The organism is Pantoea rwandensis (genome assembly GCF_002095475.1).
GTDB lineage: Bacteria > Pseudomonadota > Gammaproteobacteria > Enterobacterales > Enterobacteriaceae > Pantoea > Pantoea rwandensis.
Genome location: NZ_MLFR01000004.1, coordinates 231,652 through 248,486, shown reverse-complemented (window position 1 = coordinate 248,486; position 16,835 = coordinate 231,652). Strand labels below are relative to the sequence as shown.

The following is a 16,835-nucleotide window of genomic DNA, read 5'->3' as shown; positions in this document are numbered from 1 at the left end:
CCGATTGTCTGTGAAGTACTTTCCATCCCCTAATATCCTCTCTTCCGCTTTCCCCCACCATTTTCTACCTTTGCCGCTCCACAACAAGGAGCGAGATGATGGAAAAACAACGGGGTTTTACCCTGATCGAATTGATGATAGTGATTGGTATCGTGGCCATTCTTAGCGCTATCGGCCTGCCAAGCTATCAAAACTACCTGCAACGCGCGGCACTCACCGACATGCTACAAACCATGGTGCCCTATAAAACGGCAGTAGAGCTTTGCGCCATTGAGCGTGGTGACCCAGCACAATGTCAGGCCGGATCCGGAGGCATTCCGACCCCCAAAGGTTCGCGCTATGTGGCAACGTTGAGTGTGGTCAACGGCGCCATTTCGCTGTCTGGCCAAGAGAGTCTCACTGGATTAAACGTCGTGATGACACCGATCTGGAATGCCACTGAGGGGACGATTAGCTGGCAACGCAGTTGCACCAGCAGCAATGCCAGCCTGCGCAGCAGCTGCCTTGAGCAATTCCGCTTTGACGACAAGGATAGCAAGTGATGGAACAGTCAAATTCTGCCCTGCAAGCCCTGTGCGCGCGCCATCAGGCGGTGATGCTGCAACATGATGCCACGCTACTGCGTGTGGCAGTGGTGGAAACGCCCGACCCACAGCTACTGGAAGCACTGCAATTTGCCAGCCAGTGCAAGGTTGAAGTAGAGTGCTGGCCCGCGGCGCGACTGGAGCAACTGCTGCATGCGCCAGATGCCACTGCAACGTTACGAGAACCCGCCTCCACAGAATCCGCAATTAATGCCGTAGAGCAGATTCTGCGACAGGCCATTCAGCGGCGTGCTTCTGATGTCCATTTTGAACCGCAGCGAAAAGGGTTGAGGGTTCGCCTACGCATTGATGGTGTGCTGCACAAACTGCCGAACTTACCCGATGCGCTCCCTGCTGCGGTACTGGCTCGACTTAAAATTCTTGGTGGCCTGGATATCGCCGAGCGCCGCTTGCCACAGGATGGTCAATTCACGCTGGAGCTTGATGAACAGTTAACTGCCTTCCGCCTCTCTACACTGCCCATCAGTCATGGTGAGAAAGCGGTCGTGAGGCTGTTACAGAGCGAAAACAGTGCCATTACGCTGGATAAGCTGGGCATGCCGCTCGCACAACTACGCTTGCTGAAGAGTGCCCTGGCAAAACCGCAGGGACTCATCCTGGTGACCGGCCCTACCGGCAGCGGTAAAACCTTTACCCTGTACAGTGGATTGAGCGCGCTGAACGTGCCGGACAAAAATGTATGCAGCGTTGAAGATCCGGTGGAAATTCCGTTGGAAGGCATCAATCAAACCCAAATTCAGCCGCGATCTGGACTTGACTTCAATCGGGTGCTGCGCGCCCTGCTGCGTCAGGATCCTGATGTGATCATGGTCGGTGAAATCCGCGATGCCGAAACGGCCAGCATTGCAGTGAAAGCCGCACAAACTGGGCATTTGGTGCTCTCAACTTTGCATACCAATTCCACTGCAGAAACGCTGACTCGCCTTCGGCAGATGGATATTCCCGGATATCTGCTGGGCCCAGCATTACAGCTGGTCGTGGCGCAGCGATTAGTACGTCGTCTCTGTGTGCATTGCCGCCAACCCGCGCAGGCCATTGCCCATCTCCCTCATGAGATGTGGCCGGGCACGCTGCAGACCTGGCGGGCACCGGGGTGCGATCACTGTTTTTCTGGCTACTATGGCCGCCTTGCTTTATTTGAAATGTTACCGATGAGCAACAAAATGCAGAACGCGATTTCTGCTGATATGCCCCTTGAGCATGTCATCTCTCTGGCAAACGAACTGGGCATGAGAACCCTGCTCACTGCCGGGCTGGATGCGGTCAGTCGGGGAGACACCTCCTTTGAGGAGATGCAACGCGTCGTGGGATTAGGCAATGGCTAACCTTTACACTTTCCGCTGGCATGCACTCGACAGCATGGGCATGTTGTTAGAAGGCGCCACGCTGGTGGCCAGCCAGGATGTGCTCCTTAATCAACTGTCCGAACGCGGCATACTTCCTGTGAGTTGGCAGCGTGGCAGATGCTGGAGAGCGCGCGACTGGAAATGGCAGCAGAAAATCGACCTCGTTCGCCAACTGGCCACACTGCTTAAGGCGGGTCTGCCATTGTCAGAAAGCCTGACAATGCTGGCCGAGGGGCATCCTCACTCAGGATGGCGCGTATTGCTGAATGAGCTACAACAGCGGGTCATGGCGGGAGAAACATTCTCGCATGCACTGCGCGCATGGCCGCAGATATTCCCACCGCTCTATCCAGCGCTAATGGAAGTGGGCGAGTTGACGGGTCAGCTCGATGAATGCTGCCGACAGCTGGCGTTACAACAAAGCAAACAGCAGCATCTTCGACAAAAAGTGATCAAAGCACTGCGTTATCCGCTGTTCATTCTGTGCGTCGCGCTGGCTGTTAGTGCGGGCATGCTGCTGTTTGTGTTACCTGAGTTTGTCTCAGTCTATGCCAGTTTTGACGCCCCGCTTCCCGCTTTTACCGCGGTAGTGATTGCCTTGTCTACGTGGCTACAACAGCATGCACTTTCGCTCTCGCTGCTGTGTGCGATCATCATTGCGACAGGGCTAAAAATCTATCGAGGCTCTGCGTGCTGGCAACAGCGAGTGCAACGGGCACTGCTTCGCCTGCCACTATTCTCCCCTCTATGGCGTGGGGGGCAACTGAGCCAGATCTACGCCATTATGCATCTGACACAATGTGCCGGTTTAACCCTATTGCACAGCCTGCAGGCGGTTGAAGTCACGATGGCTTCGCGGCTATGGCGAGAGGCGATTGTGGCACTGCAAACGCATATCGCTGCTGGCTCCCCCCTTTATCAGGCTTTGCAGCAGCATGAACTCTTTACTCCACTCTGTGCTCAGCTGATCCGAGTAGGTGAAGAGGCTGGCGCACTGGATGTGATGCTGGCTCGTTTGGCCGAATGGCACGAAGCACAAACATTGTCACGTGCGGATGCTTTAGCCGCCTCTCTTGAGCCGCTAATGATGGTGGTGATTGGGGGGATTGTTGGGACACTGGTCATTGCGATGTACCTGCCAGTATTTGGTTTAGGAGACGCCATTCGTTAACAGGTGCGCAGAGCGCGCACCTGTACTCAACATCAGCGCGTAAACACACGATTCTCCTGCTCCGCTACGCGAATGAAGGTCGTACGCTTCGTCAGCTCTTTTAACCGTTCAGCCCCTACGTATGTGCAGGCTGAACGTAATCCACCCAAGATGTCTTTAACCGTCTCTGCAACCGGGCCACGCAGCGGCAGACGCACGGTTTTTCCTTCTGCAGCACGGTATTGCGCGACACCACCTACATGACGCTTCATCGCCGATTCGGAACTCATGCCATAGAACAGCATAAACTGCTCACCCTGCTCTTCAACAAGCGTACCTTCACACTCATCATGTGCCGCCAGCATACCGCCGAGCATGACAAAATCCGCACCGCCGCCAAAGGCTTTAGCAATATCACCGGGCACCGAACAGCCACCATCGCTGACAATTTGACCACCCAGTCCATGTGCTGCATCCGCACACTCAATGACGGCAGACAACTGTGGGTAGCCCACGCCCGTTTTCACACGAGTGGTGCAGACTGAACCGGGGCCAATCCCGACCTTAACGATATCAGCGCCCGAGAGGATTAACTCCTCCACCATTTCACCGGTCACGACGTTACCCGCGCAAATGGTTTTTTCTGGGAAGGCTGCCCGCACACGCTGCAAAAATTCGACAAAGTGTTCTGAGTAGCCGTTAGCCACATCGATGCAGATGAAATTGAGCTGAGGGGTTAACGCCAGAATCGCCGTCAATTTGCTGAAATCCGCTTCTGAAGTACCAGAAGAGACCATGACATGACGGAGGACTGCAGGAGATGCGCGCTGAATGAATGCCTGCCAGTCTTCAACGCTATAATGTTTGTGCACTGCGGTCAGCACATTAAAACCTGCCAGCGCCTCGGCCATGGTGAAAGTCCCCACCGTGTCCATATTTGCGGCAATCACCGGTGTACCGGTCCAGCTCAGGCCAGAATGCTTAAAGGTGTAAGTCCGTTCCAGTTCAACTTCAGAACGACTTTTCAAGGTGGAGCGTTTAGGGCGGATTAACACATCTTTAAAGCCCAGCTTTATATCTTCTTCAATACGCATAGCAGAGTGTCCTGGTTAGTGACGACGAACCGCAGTTCGGGTAGCGCTCACGGCTCCAGTGTCGTTATCATACGCGCCATTCGTTCCGCGACAAGACTGCGAATTTCACTTTATTTAGGCTACAATCCCTTAAATTTAGCTGAGAAAATTGATTGTGATCATGCTCTCATCTTTCTGCGGCTGACAGTCGCCCTATGAAGCAAATGTTGAGAGAACGCTATGCCTTTTACCGTGGCGCTCACCGGTGGTATTGGCAGTGGTAAAAGCACCATTGCTAATGCTTTCGCGGCGCTGAACGTTGATATTATTGACGCCGATGTGATTGCACGACAAGTGGTTGAGCCCGGCTCACCCGCCCTGACGGCGATAGTTAAACGCATGGTGAGTCAATTCTGACGGCGGAAGGATCGCTGTATCGCGCCCGACTGCGGGAGATTATCTTCCAGCAGCCGAAAGAGAAAAACTGGTTAAATCAGTTGCTTCATCCACTCATCAATGCGCGTACACACCAGTTAAAATTACTGGCCACTTCGCCCTATGTAATGTGGGTTGTCCCACTTTTGGTGGAAAACGGCTTACAACATCAGGCCGATCGTGTTTTGGTCGTCGATGTGGACGAAGCCACACAGTTGCAGCGTACACAGTTGCGTGATGGCATTACGCTCAGTCAGGCCAAACAAATTCTTGCCGCGCAGGCCAGTCGCGAACAGCGCTTAGCCTGTGCGGATGACATCATTGATAACAGCGGCACGCCAGAGCAGGCGCTGCCGCACGTTGCTGAACTTCACCAGCGCTATTTGCGTCTGGCGGCAACCGGACGGGATTAACATCATGAGTACAGTCGTTCTATTTGAACATCCGCTGAATGAGAAGATGCGCACTTGGCTGCGCGTGGAGTTTTTGCTGAACCAGCTGCATGAAACGGTCCCCGTCAGTGGTTCCGTATCGGCGTTGGGCGTGTTTCGCATCATTGGCGATCTACTCGACATTTTTGAGCGCGGTGATATGCGCACAGAGCTGTTAAAAGAGCTGGAGCGCCAGCAACAGAAGTTGCGGGCTTGGCTGGATGTGCCAGGCGTGGACGAGCAGACCGTCAGCAGTTTGCGTGATCGGTTAAAACAACAATCCAGTGAATTGATGGCGGCCCCGCGCATGGGCCAGCAACTGCGTGAAGATCGTCTGGTCGCTTTGGTGCGTCAGCGTTTGAGCATTCCAGGCGGCTGCTGCAGTTTTGATTTGCCTAGCCTGCACATCTGGCTTCATCAGGAACAATCGCTGCGGGATATGCAGGTCAACAGCTGGCTGACGTCCCTCGATCCCTTACGTAATAGCCTGAACATGATTCTCGACTTGGTTCGTCAGTCTGGGGTGTTCCGCCACCAAACCAGCCTCAATGGTTTTTATCAGGACAACGCCGAAGGTTCAGATTTATTGCGCCTGCAACTCACGTTGGAAGATGCGCTTTATCCACAAATCTCTGGTCATAAAAGCCGTTATGCCATCCGTTTTTTACCGCTCGACAGCGAACGAGGCGACGTTCCCGCTCGACTGAATTTTGAATTAGCCTGTTGCTAGAGGATGTTATGCAAGAAGAGATGATTACCGTACCTTGCCCTAATTGCGGTAAAGATGTGATGTGGGATGAATTGAGCCCATGGCGCCCGTTTTGCAGCAAGCGTTGTCAGCTGATTGATTTGGGTGAGTGGGCTGCAGAAGAAAAGCGGATTCCCAGCGACAGCGATCAGACCGACAGCGATGACTGGAGTGAAGAGCAACATTAATCTGTAAGGGGCAAACGCCCCTTCGCTTAAATCTCGCCGGCCACGAGTTGTGCAATCAACTGATGGTTTGCAGGTGGGAACTCCTCCGCGACCAAATCATGTTGTTCCACCCAACGCTGTGGCTGCCCTTCGCGGCCATAGGGTTCGCCGTTCCAGCCCTCGACCAGGAAGAAATGCAACGTAACGCGTAGATCGTCATAGCTGTGGTCGGCCAAGCCAATCGCCTTCGCGGCTGTCACTTCAATGCCCGTTTCTTCCATCAACTCACGCTTTAACGCTTGCTCCGCGGTTTCATCCTGTTCTATTTTCCCGCCCGGGAACTCCCATTTATTCGCCATATAGGAGCTTGCCGCGCGCTGGGCAAGAAAGATCTGACGACTGGCATTGCGAATGATGCCCACCGCAACCTGCAGGTGTTTCATAAGCTGAATTCCGCTTTTAATAAGTGAGCGCTGATTTTAAAGCAGACGCCCATTAATGTTAATCACGTGTCGTCCACGCATGAAAAAGGAGCCCGGAGGCTCCTTTGTTCATCAGGCCAGACGGCCGTGACACTGTTTGTATTTTTTGCCAGAACCGCATGGGCATAGATCATTGCGCCCGACTTTGCGTTCTCCACCTTGGGCAGCCAGTGCGGCGGCCGCAGCGGTTTCATCATCCACGTGGCTCAGCTGTTGCTGCTGTGCCAGGCGCTCAGCTTCTTCACGACGCTGCTGCTCCATCGCTTCGACTTCTTCCGGCATGCGCACCTGCACTTTACTCAGAGTGCTGATCACTTCATATTTCAGTGATTCCAGCATGGCAGCAAACATCGAGAAGGATTCACGCTTGTACTCCTGCTTAGGATCTTTCTGCGCATAACCACGCAGGTGGATACCCTGACGCAGATAATCCATGGCTGCCAAGTGCTCTTTCCACAGTGAATCCAGCGTCTGCAACATCACACCTTTTTCGAAGTTGCGCATCATGTCAGCGCCAACCACTTCTTCTTTTGATGCGTAGCTTTCGTGCGCGTGGCTCATGATACGCTCACGCAGCGTTTCTTCATGCAGATCCGGCTCTTTATCCAGCCACTCAGCGATCGGCAGATCCAGATCGAAATCATTACGCAGACGTTCTTCCAGCGCCGGTATATCCCACATTTCTTCCAGTGACTGAGGTGGAATATAAGTATCAATGGTCGTTTTAAACACGTCTTCGCGGATGCTGTTGATGGTTTCGGAAACATCAGACACATCCAGCAGTTCATTACGCTGACTGTAGATGGCACGGCGCTGATCGTTCGCGACGTCATCGTATTCCAATAGCTGCTTACGGATATCAAAGTTACGGCTTTCAACTTTACGTTGTGCGTTAGCAATCGCTTTGGTCACCCATGGATGCTCAATCGCTTCACCCGGCTTCATACCCAGCTTGCGCATCATATTCGATACACGATCGGACGCGAAAATACGCATCAGCGCATCTTCCATCGACAGATAGAAGCGAGATGAACCCGCATCACCCTGACGACCCGCACGACCACGCAGCTGGTTGTCGATACGACGAGATTCGTGACGCTCAGTACCGATAATATGCAAACCACCTGACGCCAGCACGGCATCATGACGCAGTTTCCACGCCTCTTTAATCGCTTGAATCTGCTCTTCAGTTGGCTCTTCCAGCGAAGCCACTTCGGCCTGCCAGCTGCCGCCCAGCACAATATCGGTACCACGACCCGCCATGTTGGTGGCGATGGTGACTGCCGCTGGCTGCCCCGCCTGAGCAACGATATCAGCCTCACTGGCGTGGAATTTGGCGTTCAGTACGCTGTGTTTAATACCTGCACGCGTCAGTTCATGAGAAACCACTTCTGATTTTTCAATCGAAATGGTACCCACCAGCACTGGCTGACCTTTCGCCGTACAGACGCGAATATCTTCGATGATGGCGTCGATCTTCTCTTTTTCGGTCATGTAGACCAGATCGGCCATATCTTTACGTACCATCGGACGGTTGGTTGGCACCACGATGGTATCGAGTTTGTAGATTGAGCTAAATTCGAACGCTTCGGTATCTGCAGTACCGGTCATACCGGCCAGCTTCTCGTAAATGCGGAAGTAGTTCTGGAAGGTGATGGAAGCCAGCGTCTGGTTTTCGTTCTGAATTTCTACGCCTTCTTTGGCTTCAACCGCTTGGTGAAGACCATCAGACCAGCGGCGGCCCTGCATGGTACGACCGGTGTGCTCATCAACGATGATGACTTCGCCATCTTTCACGATGTAATCCACATCGCGGGTAAACAGCGCATGAGCACGCAAGGCAGCCGTAACGTGGTGCATCAGCATGATGTTAGTCGGTGAATACAGTGACTCACCCTCATCCATGATGCCTTGGCTTACCAGCAACTCCTCGACCTTGACCAGCCCGCGTTCGCTCATATGCGCCTGACGCGCTTTTTCATCTACCCAGAAGTCGCCTTCACCCTGGAAGGTTTCAGAATCTTCTTTCTCCTGGCGCACCAGATGCGGAATGATTTTGTTGACCTTGGTATACAGCTCAGAGCTGTCTTCCGCAGGGCCAGAGATGATCAGCGGGGTACGCGCTTCATCGATCAGGATGGAGTCCACCTCATCCACCAACGCATAGTGCAGCTTACGCTGTACGCGCTCTTCAGGGCTGAATGCCATGTTGTCACGCAGGTAGTCGAAACCGTATTCGTTGTTAGTACCGTAGGTGATATCAGCGGCGTATGCAGCACGTTTAGCAACAGCCGGCATGTTCGGCAGGTTGATACCGATAGACAGGCCAAGGAACTCGAACAGTGCACGGTTGTTTTCCGCATCACGCTGGGCCAGATAGTCGTTCACGGTGACAACGTGAACGCCTTTACCACTCAATGCGTTCAGGTAAGCCGGTAACGTAGCCGTCAGAGTTTTACCTTCACCCGTACGCATCTCAGCGATGCAGCGCTCGTTCAACACCATGCCGCCAATCAGCTGCACGTCAAAGTGACGCATGCCAAACACACGTTTACTCGCTTCACGTACCGTCGCAAAGGCTTCGGGAATCAGGCTCTCAAGGCTTTCGCCTTTTTTCAGACGCTCACGGAACAGGTCAGTTTTGGCTTTCAGTTCATCATCAGAGAGTTTGACGAAATCGGGTTCCATCTTATTGATGACATCAACAATTTTGCGCATACGGCGCAGAGTACGATCATTACTGCTGCCAAAAACCTTGGTTAACAATTTGATTAACATAATAAATTATTCTCAATTCAGCCGTGTTCGTACGGTCTGGAAAATCTAAAACAGGATGTAGAAAATCGTTAGCAGTTAAGCAATGGCAGGCCCGGCTCGGATGCCATGAATAGCAGCCTGCCAGTCAGCAGAAGTGTGGATTTGAGGCTCACGATGGCGCAGATTTTTCTGCGATTCACGTGCAATTACGGGTTGCGCAGGCGACGTCAGCAGAGCCTGCAGCGAATCGATGAGCGCCAGCTTTTGCGCTGCGAGCGGGACAGCCTGTTCGGCCTCCGCTTCGGCGGGCGGTGTCATACTGAATGAAAGGTGGCGGATAACCGTGCGAATGGCATGCTGATGCCAGTAATCGACATTGAAATTGGGGCGACGCGCACTTTCCTGCAGCCGAATCAGGTGGTCGAAATGAACAACATTACCGACAAACAGGCTGCTGATGGGCGAATCGGTCGCCGTGGGCTCCGCGCTTTGTGCACAGGCAGGCAAGCCCAGACTGGCCGCCACCATCCCTAACAAGAGATGAGGCCAGAAATAGCGTCTGCCTAATTGTCGCCAGCGTGAGAAAATCCCGATCACAACCTGTCCACAGTTAAATAAATAAGTGATGAAGCCACCGTAACCATCTACGGTCCTGCTCATACGAGCGCCAGATAATAGCACTTATGTGAGGCAACGACACCAGTGATTAAAGGGCTTACGGGAGAATTCACGTTTTTTTGTACAGGCTTTCGCCAGTCGAGACAGAGAAGTGAGACGGGTATTACAGGAATAAAAAAACGGCAGGCTTCACTGACCGGAGAGGGTGTCAGCGAGACCTGCCGTTTATTTGTCTGGCTTACGCCAGCACTAAATTTGGTGCTTTGAATGCCAGTGGCAGTTCAGCTTCATCTTCGAAGGTTGCCCATTCCCAGGCTTCCTGCTTCGCCAGAACCGCTTGCAGCAACTTGTTATTCAGCGCATGGCCCGATTTGAACGCAGTGAATGCGCCAATAACGTTGTGACCACACATGAACAGGTCGCCAATCGCGTCCAACATTTTGTGACGAACGAACTCATCTTCAAAGCGCAGACCGTCTTCATTCAATACACGGAAATCATCGAGGCCTATCGCACAATCTAAACTACCGCCCAGGCACAGGCCTTTAGACTGCAGATATTCGATTTCACGCATAAAGCCAAAAGTGCGTGCACGGCTGATATGGCGTACAAACGCATCGGCCGAGAAGTTTAGCTGGTAACGTTGCGAGCTTGAGTCAATCGCTGGATGCTTGAAGTCGATAGTAAAATCGAGTGAAAAACCGTTGAAAGGTTTAATCTCGGCCCACTTATCGCCATCTTCAACACGCACCGTTTGCTTAACGCGTACGAATTTCTTCGCACTGTTCAGCTCTTCGATACCGGCATCCATCAGCAAATAGACGAAAGGCGCAGCACTGCCATCCATGATTGGAATTTCAGGCGCATCGACTTCAACAATTATGTTGTCGATACCCAGACCAGCCAATGCAGCATTCAGGTGTTCAACCGTCGAAATACGCACGCCTTCATCATTCACCAGGCAAGTACTTAGCATGGTGTCGCGCACATATTTTGCATCAGCCGGGAAATCAACCGGTGGATTCAAGTCAGTGCGACGATAGATGACCCCGGTATTAGCCGACGCAGGGCGTAAGGTCAGCGTGACTTTCTTGCCGGTATGTAAACCGACACCTGTCGCCTGAACAATACGTTTTAATGTCCTTTGTTTGATCATCGCATTATCTCGCAATATTACCCATCCGACCGCCAGTATAAATTACCGGCGGGCAAACACTTTAGCACAAAGAGCGGAGAATCCCAATTCTCGGGATATTCTTAGTCTGCCTGTTTACGCAGGAAGGCTGGAATATCCAGGTAATCTGGCTCTTTGTTGGATGAAGCAGGTTGGTCATTGACCACTTTCGCCGCAGGTTTTTGTTCCTGTGGCAGTGGAGCCATACCGTGCTGCTGGTAACGATGGTCCATCACTGGCTGAGTGGCCGGCTTATTGGTCACCAGGGTGATTTCTGGACGCTTGTCCATACCGATACCGGTCGCAACAACGGTTACACGCAGTTCGTCGTTCATCTCTGGGTCCAGAGAAGTACCGATCACCACAGTCGCGTTGTCTGAAGCGAAGGCGCGGATGGTGTTACCCACGGTTTCGAATTCATCCAGACGCAAGTCAAAGCCCGCCGTGATGTTGACCAGCACGCCACGCGCACCTGACAGGTCGATATCTTCCAGCAGTGGGCTGGAGATGGCCATTTCAGCGGCTTCTTCAGCACGGTCTTCACCGCACGCCACGCCTGAACCCATCATGGCGTAACCCATTTCTGACATCACGGTGCGTACGTCCGCGAAGTCAACGTTCATCAAACCTGGGCGCGTGATCAGCTCAGCGATACCCTGTACTGCGCCTTTCAGCACGTCGTTGGCTGCGCCAAACGCATCCAACAGTGAGATGCCGCGACCCAGCACTTTCAGCAGCTTGTCGTTTGGAATCGTAATCAGTGAATCAACGTGCTTAGACAGTTCTGCGATACCCTGCTCAGCAAAAGCCATACGCTTTTTGCCTTCGAAGTTGAATGGCTTGGTTACCACCGCAACAGTCAGGATACCTAAGTCTTTTGCCACTTCAGCCACGACAGGTGCTGCACCAGTACCGGTACCTCCGCCCATGCCTGCTGCAATAAACACCATGTCTGCCCCTTCCAGCGCAGAACGCAGTGCTTCGCGATCTTCCTCCGCTGAGGTACGACCGACTTCCGGGTTTGCACCCGCACCGAGACCTTTAGTGATACCGGTCCCGATCTGAATCGTCTGGCCGACCGCTGTTTTACGCAACGCTTGTGCGTCGGTGTTTACAGCGAAGAATTCAACACCTTCGATACGCTCGCGTACCATGTGCTCTACGGCGTTGCCACCGCCACCGCCGACGCCGATGACTTTAATCACCGCGTCATTGGTTAATTCCATAGGTTCAAACATGATTTCTCTCCGTTATGTGCCTGTCGCCTGGAGATCATAAACATTGCCTGCATGATCTCCTTTTTTCAAAATTAAAACTCTTTCTTCAGCCAGCTATTGATACGTTTAAACCAGTTGCCCACTGAAGCTCGTTTTTCCGTTTCTGCATCACCGTTCATGTGTGACTCTTTGCCGTAATGCAGCAGACCGACTGCAGTTGAGTAGTACGGCTCCTGCGCATAATCCGTCAGGCCAGTGATGTTAAGGGGCTGACCAATTCGCACCTGTGTGTGGAACACACGTTGTGCGCAAGCGGCCAAGCCTTCAATCTGCGCCGCCCCACCTGTCAGCACGATACCGGCCGCCAGATGATGCTTCACGCCCTGCTGACGCAGTTGCTCTTGCAGTTGCAGAATCTCGTCATTCACCAGATTCAGCAATTCGGTATAACGCGGCTCAATCACTTCTGCCAACGTTTGACGCTGCAGGCTGCGCGGTGGGCGTCCACCCACGCTTGGCACTTCGACGTTTTCGTCTTTGCCAACAATCGAGCCCAATGCACAACCGTGACGAACTTTGATCGCTTCCGCGTCGGTTGGCGGCGTACCAAAGGCATAGGCGATATCACTGGTCACCACATTCCCGGCATAAGGGATAACTTTGGTGTGACGCAACGCGCCGCCAGTGTAAACCGCGATATCCATTGTACCGCCACCGATGTCAACAACACAGACTCCCAGCTCACGTTCATCTTCAGTCAGAACAGAAAAACTGGATGCCAAACCGGCAAAAATCAGTTGGTCAACTTTCAAGCCGCATCGTTCAACGGCTTTGACAATATTTTTCGCCATGTCGTTGTGACAGGTGATTAAGTGCACCTTTGCCTGCATACGCACGCCAGAAAGGCCCACTGGATTCTTAATACCTTCCTGATAATCGATGGCATATTCCTGAGGAATAACATGCAGGATACGATGTTCATCGCGTACGCGTACGGATTTCGCCGTATGTACCACGTTCTCTACATCATCCTGAGTGACTTCCTCTTCCGAAATCGGAACCATCCCGATTTCGTTCTGACAACTGATATGTTTGCCCGATAAAGCAAGGTAAACCGACGAAATCTGACAATCAGCCATCAATTCTGCTTGGTCGATGGCGCGCTGAACGCATTTCACCACCGACTCAAGGTCGTTTACGCCGCCTTTATCCATACCGCGAGACGGGCAACTCCCCACCCCAATAATATTGACCATACCATCCGGCAGAATTTCCCCAACCAGGGCGGACACCTTCGCGGTGCCAATTTCGAGTCCTACTACCAGTTTTCTGTCCGTTGCCTTGATCATTGTGGTTTAGCCTGTGCCTGATTTTGTTGCTGATTACTGTCCTGTGGCTCTACCGGTGCGGCAACCCAACCTACTGCGGCGCCGGAGTCGTAGCGCAAATCGACATAACTGACGCGCTTGTTCTGACTCTGGCCCTGCTGTTGCAGCTCCGGATAAAGCTCAATAAAACGGTTCAGACGCTTCATGGTATCGCTGCGTCCCAGTTCGATACGCACATCATCACTGGTCACCAGTTGCCATGAGCGCCGCGCCGTCATCGACGCGACCTTCAGGGTAAACTTGCTGGCCTGGAGCACATCACGCATGGTGTGATAACCGGCCAGCACCTCTGTTTCACTGCCTTCCGGGCCATACAACATCGGCAACGTTTCTTTACCGATGTGGCTGGCCGGAACGCTGAAGGAGACGCCATCGGCGTCCACCATGTGCGAGTCATTCCAGCGTGCCACTGGAACGTACTCCACCAGGTTAATCTTCAGCTCATCAGGCCACTGCTTACGCACACTGACCTGTTTTATCCAAGGCAAACGCTCAATCTGCTGCTGGATGACATCCACGTTCTGCGACATGAAGGTCCCTGGCGCACCGAGCGACAATATGGCCTGGCGAATATCATCATGCGTGGTGTAATGCGTTTCACCTGTCACTACCAGTTTTGATAACGGCAGGCGCGAGGCATCATTCATCCACTTCAACACCACAAGGCCGCCAGCCGCCATGATGCCTAACACTATCAGTAGGAACACGATGCCAAACAGTCGAGCACCGTTGCTACGCCCGGTGCGCGTACGCTCCTGGGGTTCGCGATTTCGTACACGTATCGCCGCCTGAGACATATCAGTCAGCCAGCTCCATAATACGCGCCACCAGCTGCGGGAAACTGTATCCCGCCTGCTTGGCCGCCATCGGCACCAAACTGTGGCTGGTCATGCCCGGCGAGGTATTCACTTCCAGCAGTTGGAAGTTCCCGTCACCGTCGGTCATCACATCCACGCGACCCCAACCGCTGCACCCCAATGCACGCCATGCTGCTAACACCAATGTCTGCAATTCTGCTTCCTGCTCCGTACTCAAACCACTCGGGCAGAAGTATTCAGTATCGTCAGAAATGTATTTAGCTTCATAGTCATAGAACTCACTGGCGGTTTTAATTCTGATCGATGGCAGAATTTCATCGCCCAGGATGCCCACGGTGTATTCTGAACCGCTCAGAAAAGCTCGATCAACACGTCATTATCGTGTCGGAAAGCCTCTTCCAAGGCCGCCGGTAAGGCCTCAATGCTGTTAACGCGGCTAATGCCTACGCTTGACCCTTCACAGCTCGGCTTAACGAACAACGGCAAACCCAGTGCAGCGATAGCCGCCTGTGTTGCCGCATCCAAACCTAGCTCATGTTGCTGGCGCGTCAACCACACAAATTTTCCGGAGGGCAATCCCCTGCCCTGCCACAGCAATTTCGTGCGTAGCTTATCCATGGTAATGGCGGAAGCCATCACGCCACTGCCGGTGTAAGGCACTTGTAAAAACTCCAGTACCGCTTGCAGCGTACCGTCTTCACCACCACGACCATGCAAGGCGATGAACGCTTTGGCAAAGCCCTGCTTTTTCAGATCCAGAACTGAAACATCACGAGTATCAACGCCATGAGCATCAATGCCCATTTCGCGCAGCCCCGCCAAAACGGCACTGCCCGAATTGAGCGAGACGTCACGCTCTGCTGAAGTTCCGCCCATCAGGACAGCGACTTTCTCAGCCATGACGCGCCTCCGGTTTTGCAGTAGGCTGCAATTCATTTTCAGCGAGTTTGCGCGCAATTTTGCCGATATTACCGGCGCCCTGGACAATAACCAGATCGTCACCCGAGAGCAGCGGTGCCAGGGCTTCTGGCAGCGCGTCGTGCTCAGACACCAAAATCGGATCCACCTTGCCACGGCTACGAATCGCACGGCACAACGAGCGGCTATCCGCACCTGGAATCGCCGCTTCACCCGCCGGATACACATCCAGCATCAGCAGCACATCCACCTGTGACAGCACATTCGCGAAGTCATCAAACAGGTCACGTGTACGCGTGTAACGATGTGGCTGGAACACCATCACCAGCTTTTTGTCTGGCCAGCCCGCACGCGCAGCTTTGATTGTGACATCCACTTCAGTTGGGTGATGGCCGTAATCATCGACCAACATCGCGCTGCCAGGGTTGCCGTTAACGGCAGCCGTATCAAATTCACCCAGCACGTCAAAGCGTCGACCGGTGCCTTGGAAACTCTCCAGTGCAGCCAGAATCGCGTTGTCTTCAATGCCTTCTTCGCTGGCAACCGCCACAGCGGCCGCTGCGTTCAACGCATTATGGCGACCTGGCGCATTCAAGGTCACTTTCAGTACCGGCTTATCCTGGCGAATCAGCGTGAAGTGCCCTTGCGCGCCACGCTGCTCATAATTCTCAATACGTACATCCGCATCATCGCTGAAGCCGTAAGTGGTCACCTGGCGGCCTACGCGCGGAATCAGGTCACGAATGACGACATCATCAACACACATCACTGCACGTCCGTAGAACGGCAGGTTATGCAGGAAGTTGATGAACGTCTGTTTCAGGTTTTCAAAGTCGCCCTGATAAGTGTCCATATGATCCGCTTCGATATTGGTGACAATTGCCACCATCGGCTGCAGATGCAGGAAAGAAGCATCACTCTCATCCGCTTCCGCAATCAAGTAGCGGCTGGTGCCCAAACGCGCATGTGTGCCCGCCGCTTTCACCAATCCACCGTTGACGAAGGTAGGATCTAATCCACCCTCAGCATAAATACTGGTCACCATCGCCGTGGTTGTGGTTTTACCGTGCGTGCCCGCAATCGCAATGCCGTGACGGAAACGCATCAATTCAGCCAGCATCTCTGCACGGCGAATCACCGGGATACGCTGTTCACGCGCGGCAACCAGTTCGGGGTTGTCCTGCGCAACGGCAGTAGAGACCACCACTACACTCGCATCTGTCACGTTTTCCGGACGATGGTTGAAATAAATGGTCGCACCCAATGAAGCCAGATGCTGAGTCACCGGGTTAGGCGCTAGGTCGGAACCGCTAATGTGATACCCTTCGTTCGCCAACACTTCGGCAATACCGCCCATGCCAGCACCGCCGATGCCGACAAAGTGAATGTGCCGGACGCGACGCATCTCGGGCACAATGGAACGCAGTTTTGCCAATTGTTGTGTATTCATCTGTCTCAATTACCTGTTTATTCCGTTTGTACCTGCATTCAGGTACGGGCCAGTCACA

14 protein-coding genes and 2 pseudogenes are annotated in these 16,835 nt (G+C 53.2%); 6 read left to right on the top strand and 10 right to left on the bottom strand.

Annotated features, from left to right (window positions below):
- Positions 1–98 precede the first annotated feature (98 nt).
- Genes ppdD through hofC form a run of 3 tightly spaced genes read left to right on the top strand, consistent with a single transcriptional unit; the run spans position 99 to position 3,122 of the window.
- Positions 99–542: a prepilin peptidase-dependent pilin gene (ppdD, locus tag HA51_RS07490; protein ID WP_084933915.1), complete on the top strand. Its 444-nt coding sequence runs from the start codon at positions 99–101 to the stop codon at positions 540–542.
- Positions 542–1,930, top strand: a complete 1,389-nt coding sequence (gene gspE, locus HA51_RS07485; RefSeq protein ID WP_084933914.1) for a type II secretion system protein GspE — start codon at positions 542–544, stop codon at positions 1,928–1,930. The genes ppdD and gspE overlap by 1 nt, the downstream gene beginning before the upstream one ends.
- The gene (hofC, locus tag HA51_RS07480) at positions 1,923–3,122 is read left to right on the top strand and encodes a protein transport protein HofC (RefSeq protein ID WP_084933913.1); all 1,200 of its coding nucleotides are present in this window, start codon (positions 1,923–1,925) and stop codon (positions 3,120–3,122) included. Before gspE ends, hofC begins: the two co-directional genes overlap by 8 nt.
- A 32-nt stretch (positions 3,123–3,154) precedes the next feature.
- Here hofC and HA51_RS07475 read toward each other — a convergent pair whose 3' ends face one another.
- Positions 3,155–4,195, bottom strand: a complete 1,041-nt coding sequence (locus tag HA51_RS07475; RefSeq protein WP_084933912.1) for a GMP reductase — start codon at positions 4,193–4,195, stop codon at positions 3,155–3,157.
- A gap of 219 nt (positions 4,196–4,414) precedes the next feature.
- Here HA51_RS07475 and coaE point away from each other — a divergent pair.
- From coaE to yacG, 3 genes and pseudogenes are all read left to right on the top strand, one after another.
- Positions 4,415–5,022 (top strand): annotated as a pseudogene (gene coaE, locus HA51_RS07470) (dephospho-CoA kinase).
- A 4-nt stretch (positions 5,023–5,026) separates the two neighbouring features.
- The gene (gene zapD / locus HA51_RS07465) at positions 5,027–5,770 is read left to right on the top strand and encodes a cell division protein ZapD (RefSeq protein WP_084933911.1); all 744 of its coding nucleotides are present in this window, start codon (positions 5,027–5,029) and stop codon (positions 5,768–5,770) included.
- A gap of 8 nt (positions 5,771–5,778) precedes the next feature.
- The gene (yacG, locus tag HA51_RS07460) at positions 5,779–5,976 is read left to right on the top strand and encodes a DNA gyrase inhibitor YacG (RefSeq protein ID WP_084933910.1); all 198 of its coding nucleotides are present in this window, start codon (positions 5,779–5,781) and stop codon (positions 5,974–5,976) included.
- Between the two features lie 26 nt (positions 5,977–6,002).
- Here the strand turns inward: yacG and mutT are convergent, their stop codons facing one another.
- From mutT to murC, 9 genes and pseudogenes are all read right to left on the bottom strand, one after another.
- Entirely contained in the window at positions 6,003–6,398 is a 396-nt protein-coding gene (gene mutT / locus HA51_RS07455) for an 8-oxo-dGTP diphosphatase MutT (protein WP_084933909.1), read from the bottom strand.
- A gap of 111 nt (positions 6,399–6,509) precedes the next feature.
- On the bottom strand, positions 6,510–9,215 hold the full coding sequence (secA, locus tag HA51_RS07450; RefSeq protein WP_084933908.1) for a preprotein translocase subunit SecA: 2,706 nt from the start codon (positions 9,213–9,215) through the stop codon (positions 6,510–6,512).
- Positions 9,216–9,290: 75 nt separating this feature from the next.
- The gene (gene secM / locus HA51_RS07445) at positions 9,291–9,791 is read right to left on the bottom strand and encodes a secA translation cis-regulator SecM (protein ID WP_084933931.1); all 501 of its coding nucleotides are present in this window, start codon (positions 9,789–9,791) and stop codon (positions 9,291–9,293) included.
- A gap of 259 nt (positions 9,792–10,050) precedes the next feature.
- Positions 10,051–10,968, bottom strand: coding sequence for a UDP-3-O-acyl-N-acetylglucosamine deacetylase (gene lpxC, locus HA51_RS07440; protein ID WP_084933907.1), 918 nt, complete (start codon positions 10,966–10,968; stop codon positions 10,051–10,053).
- Positions 10,969–11,069: 101 nt separating this feature from the next.
- Positions 11,070–12,224, bottom strand: coding sequence for a cell division protein FtsZ (ftsZ, locus tag HA51_RS07435; RefSeq protein WP_039329333.1), 1,155 nt, complete (start codon positions 12,222–12,224; stop codon positions 11,070–11,072).
- Positions 12,225–12,295: 71 nt separating this feature from the next.
- The gene (gene ftsA, locus HA51_RS07430) at positions 12,296–13,552 is read right to left on the bottom strand and encodes a cell division protein FtsA (protein ID WP_007888634.1); all 1,257 of its coding nucleotides are present in this window, start codon (positions 13,550–13,552) and stop codon (positions 12,296–12,298) included.
- Positions 13,549–14,388 (bottom strand): cell division protein FtsQ, encoded by an 840-nt coding sequence (gene ftsQ / locus HA51_RS07425; protein ID WP_084933906.1) that lies wholly within the window; start codon positions 14,386–14,388, stop codon positions 13,549–13,551. The genes ftsA and ftsQ overlap by 4 nt, the downstream gene beginning before the upstream one ends.
- Position 14,389: 1 nt before the next feature.
- A pseudogene (locus HA51_RS07420) lies at positions 14,390–15,309 on the bottom strand (D-alanine--D-alanine ligase).
- Positions 15,302–16,777: a UDP-N-acetylmuramate--L-alanine ligase gene (murC, locus tag HA51_RS07415; RefSeq protein ID WP_084933905.1), complete on the bottom strand. Its 1,476-nt coding sequence runs from the start codon at positions 16,775–16,777 to the stop codon at positions 15,302–15,304. The pseudogene HA51_RS07420 and the gene murC overlap by 8 nt, the downstream one beginning before the upstream one ends.
- Between the last annotated feature and the right edge of the window lie 58 nt (positions 16,778–16,835).

Coding starts and splice junctions, on each gene's coding strand:
- ppdD (WP_084933915.1), top strand. CDS start 99: ATGGAAAAACAACGGGGTTTTACCCTGATCGAATTGATGATAGTGATT.
- gspE (WP_084933914.1), top strand. CDS start 542: ATGGAACAGTCAAATTCTGCCCTGCAAGCCCTGTGCGCGCGCCATCAG.
- hofC (WP_084933913.1), top strand. CDS start 1,923: ATGGCTAACCTTTACACTTTCCGCTGGCATGCACTCGACAGCATGGGC.
- HA51_RS07475 (WP_084933912.1), bottom strand. CDS start 4,195: ATGCGTATTGAAGAAGATATAAAGCTGGGCTTTAAAGATGTGTTAATC.
- zapD (WP_084933911.1), top strand. CDS start 5,027: ATGAGTACAGTCGTTCTATTTGAACATCCGCTGAATGAGAAGATGCGC.
- yacG (WP_084933910.1), top strand. CDS start 5,779: ATGCAAGAAGAGATGATTACCGTACCTTGCCCTAATTGCGGTAAAGAT.
- mutT (WP_084933909.1), bottom strand. CDS start 6,398: ATGAAACACCTGCAGGTTGCGGTGGGCATCATTCGCAATGCCAGTCGT.
- secA (WP_084933908.1), bottom strand. CDS start 9,215: ATGTTAATCAAATTGTTAACCAAGGTTTTTGGCAGCAGTAATGATCGT.
- lpxC (WP_084933907.1), bottom strand. CDS start 10,968: ATGATCAAACAAAGGACATTAAAACGTATTGTTCAGGCGACAGGTGTC.
- ftsZ (WP_039329333.1), bottom strand. CDS start 12,224: ATGTTTGAACCTATGGAATTAACCAATGACGCGGTGATTAAAGTCATC.
- ftsA (WP_007888634.1), bottom strand. CDS start 13,552: ATGATCAAGGCAACGGACAGAAAACTGGTAGTAGGACTCGAAATTGGC.
- ftsQ (WP_084933906.1), bottom strand. CDS start 14,388: ATGTCTCAGGCGGCGATACGTGTACGAAATCGCGAACCCCAGGAGCGT.
- murC (WP_084933905.1), bottom strand. CDS start 16,777: ATGAATACACAACAATTGGCAAAACTGCGTTCCATTGTGCCCGAGATG.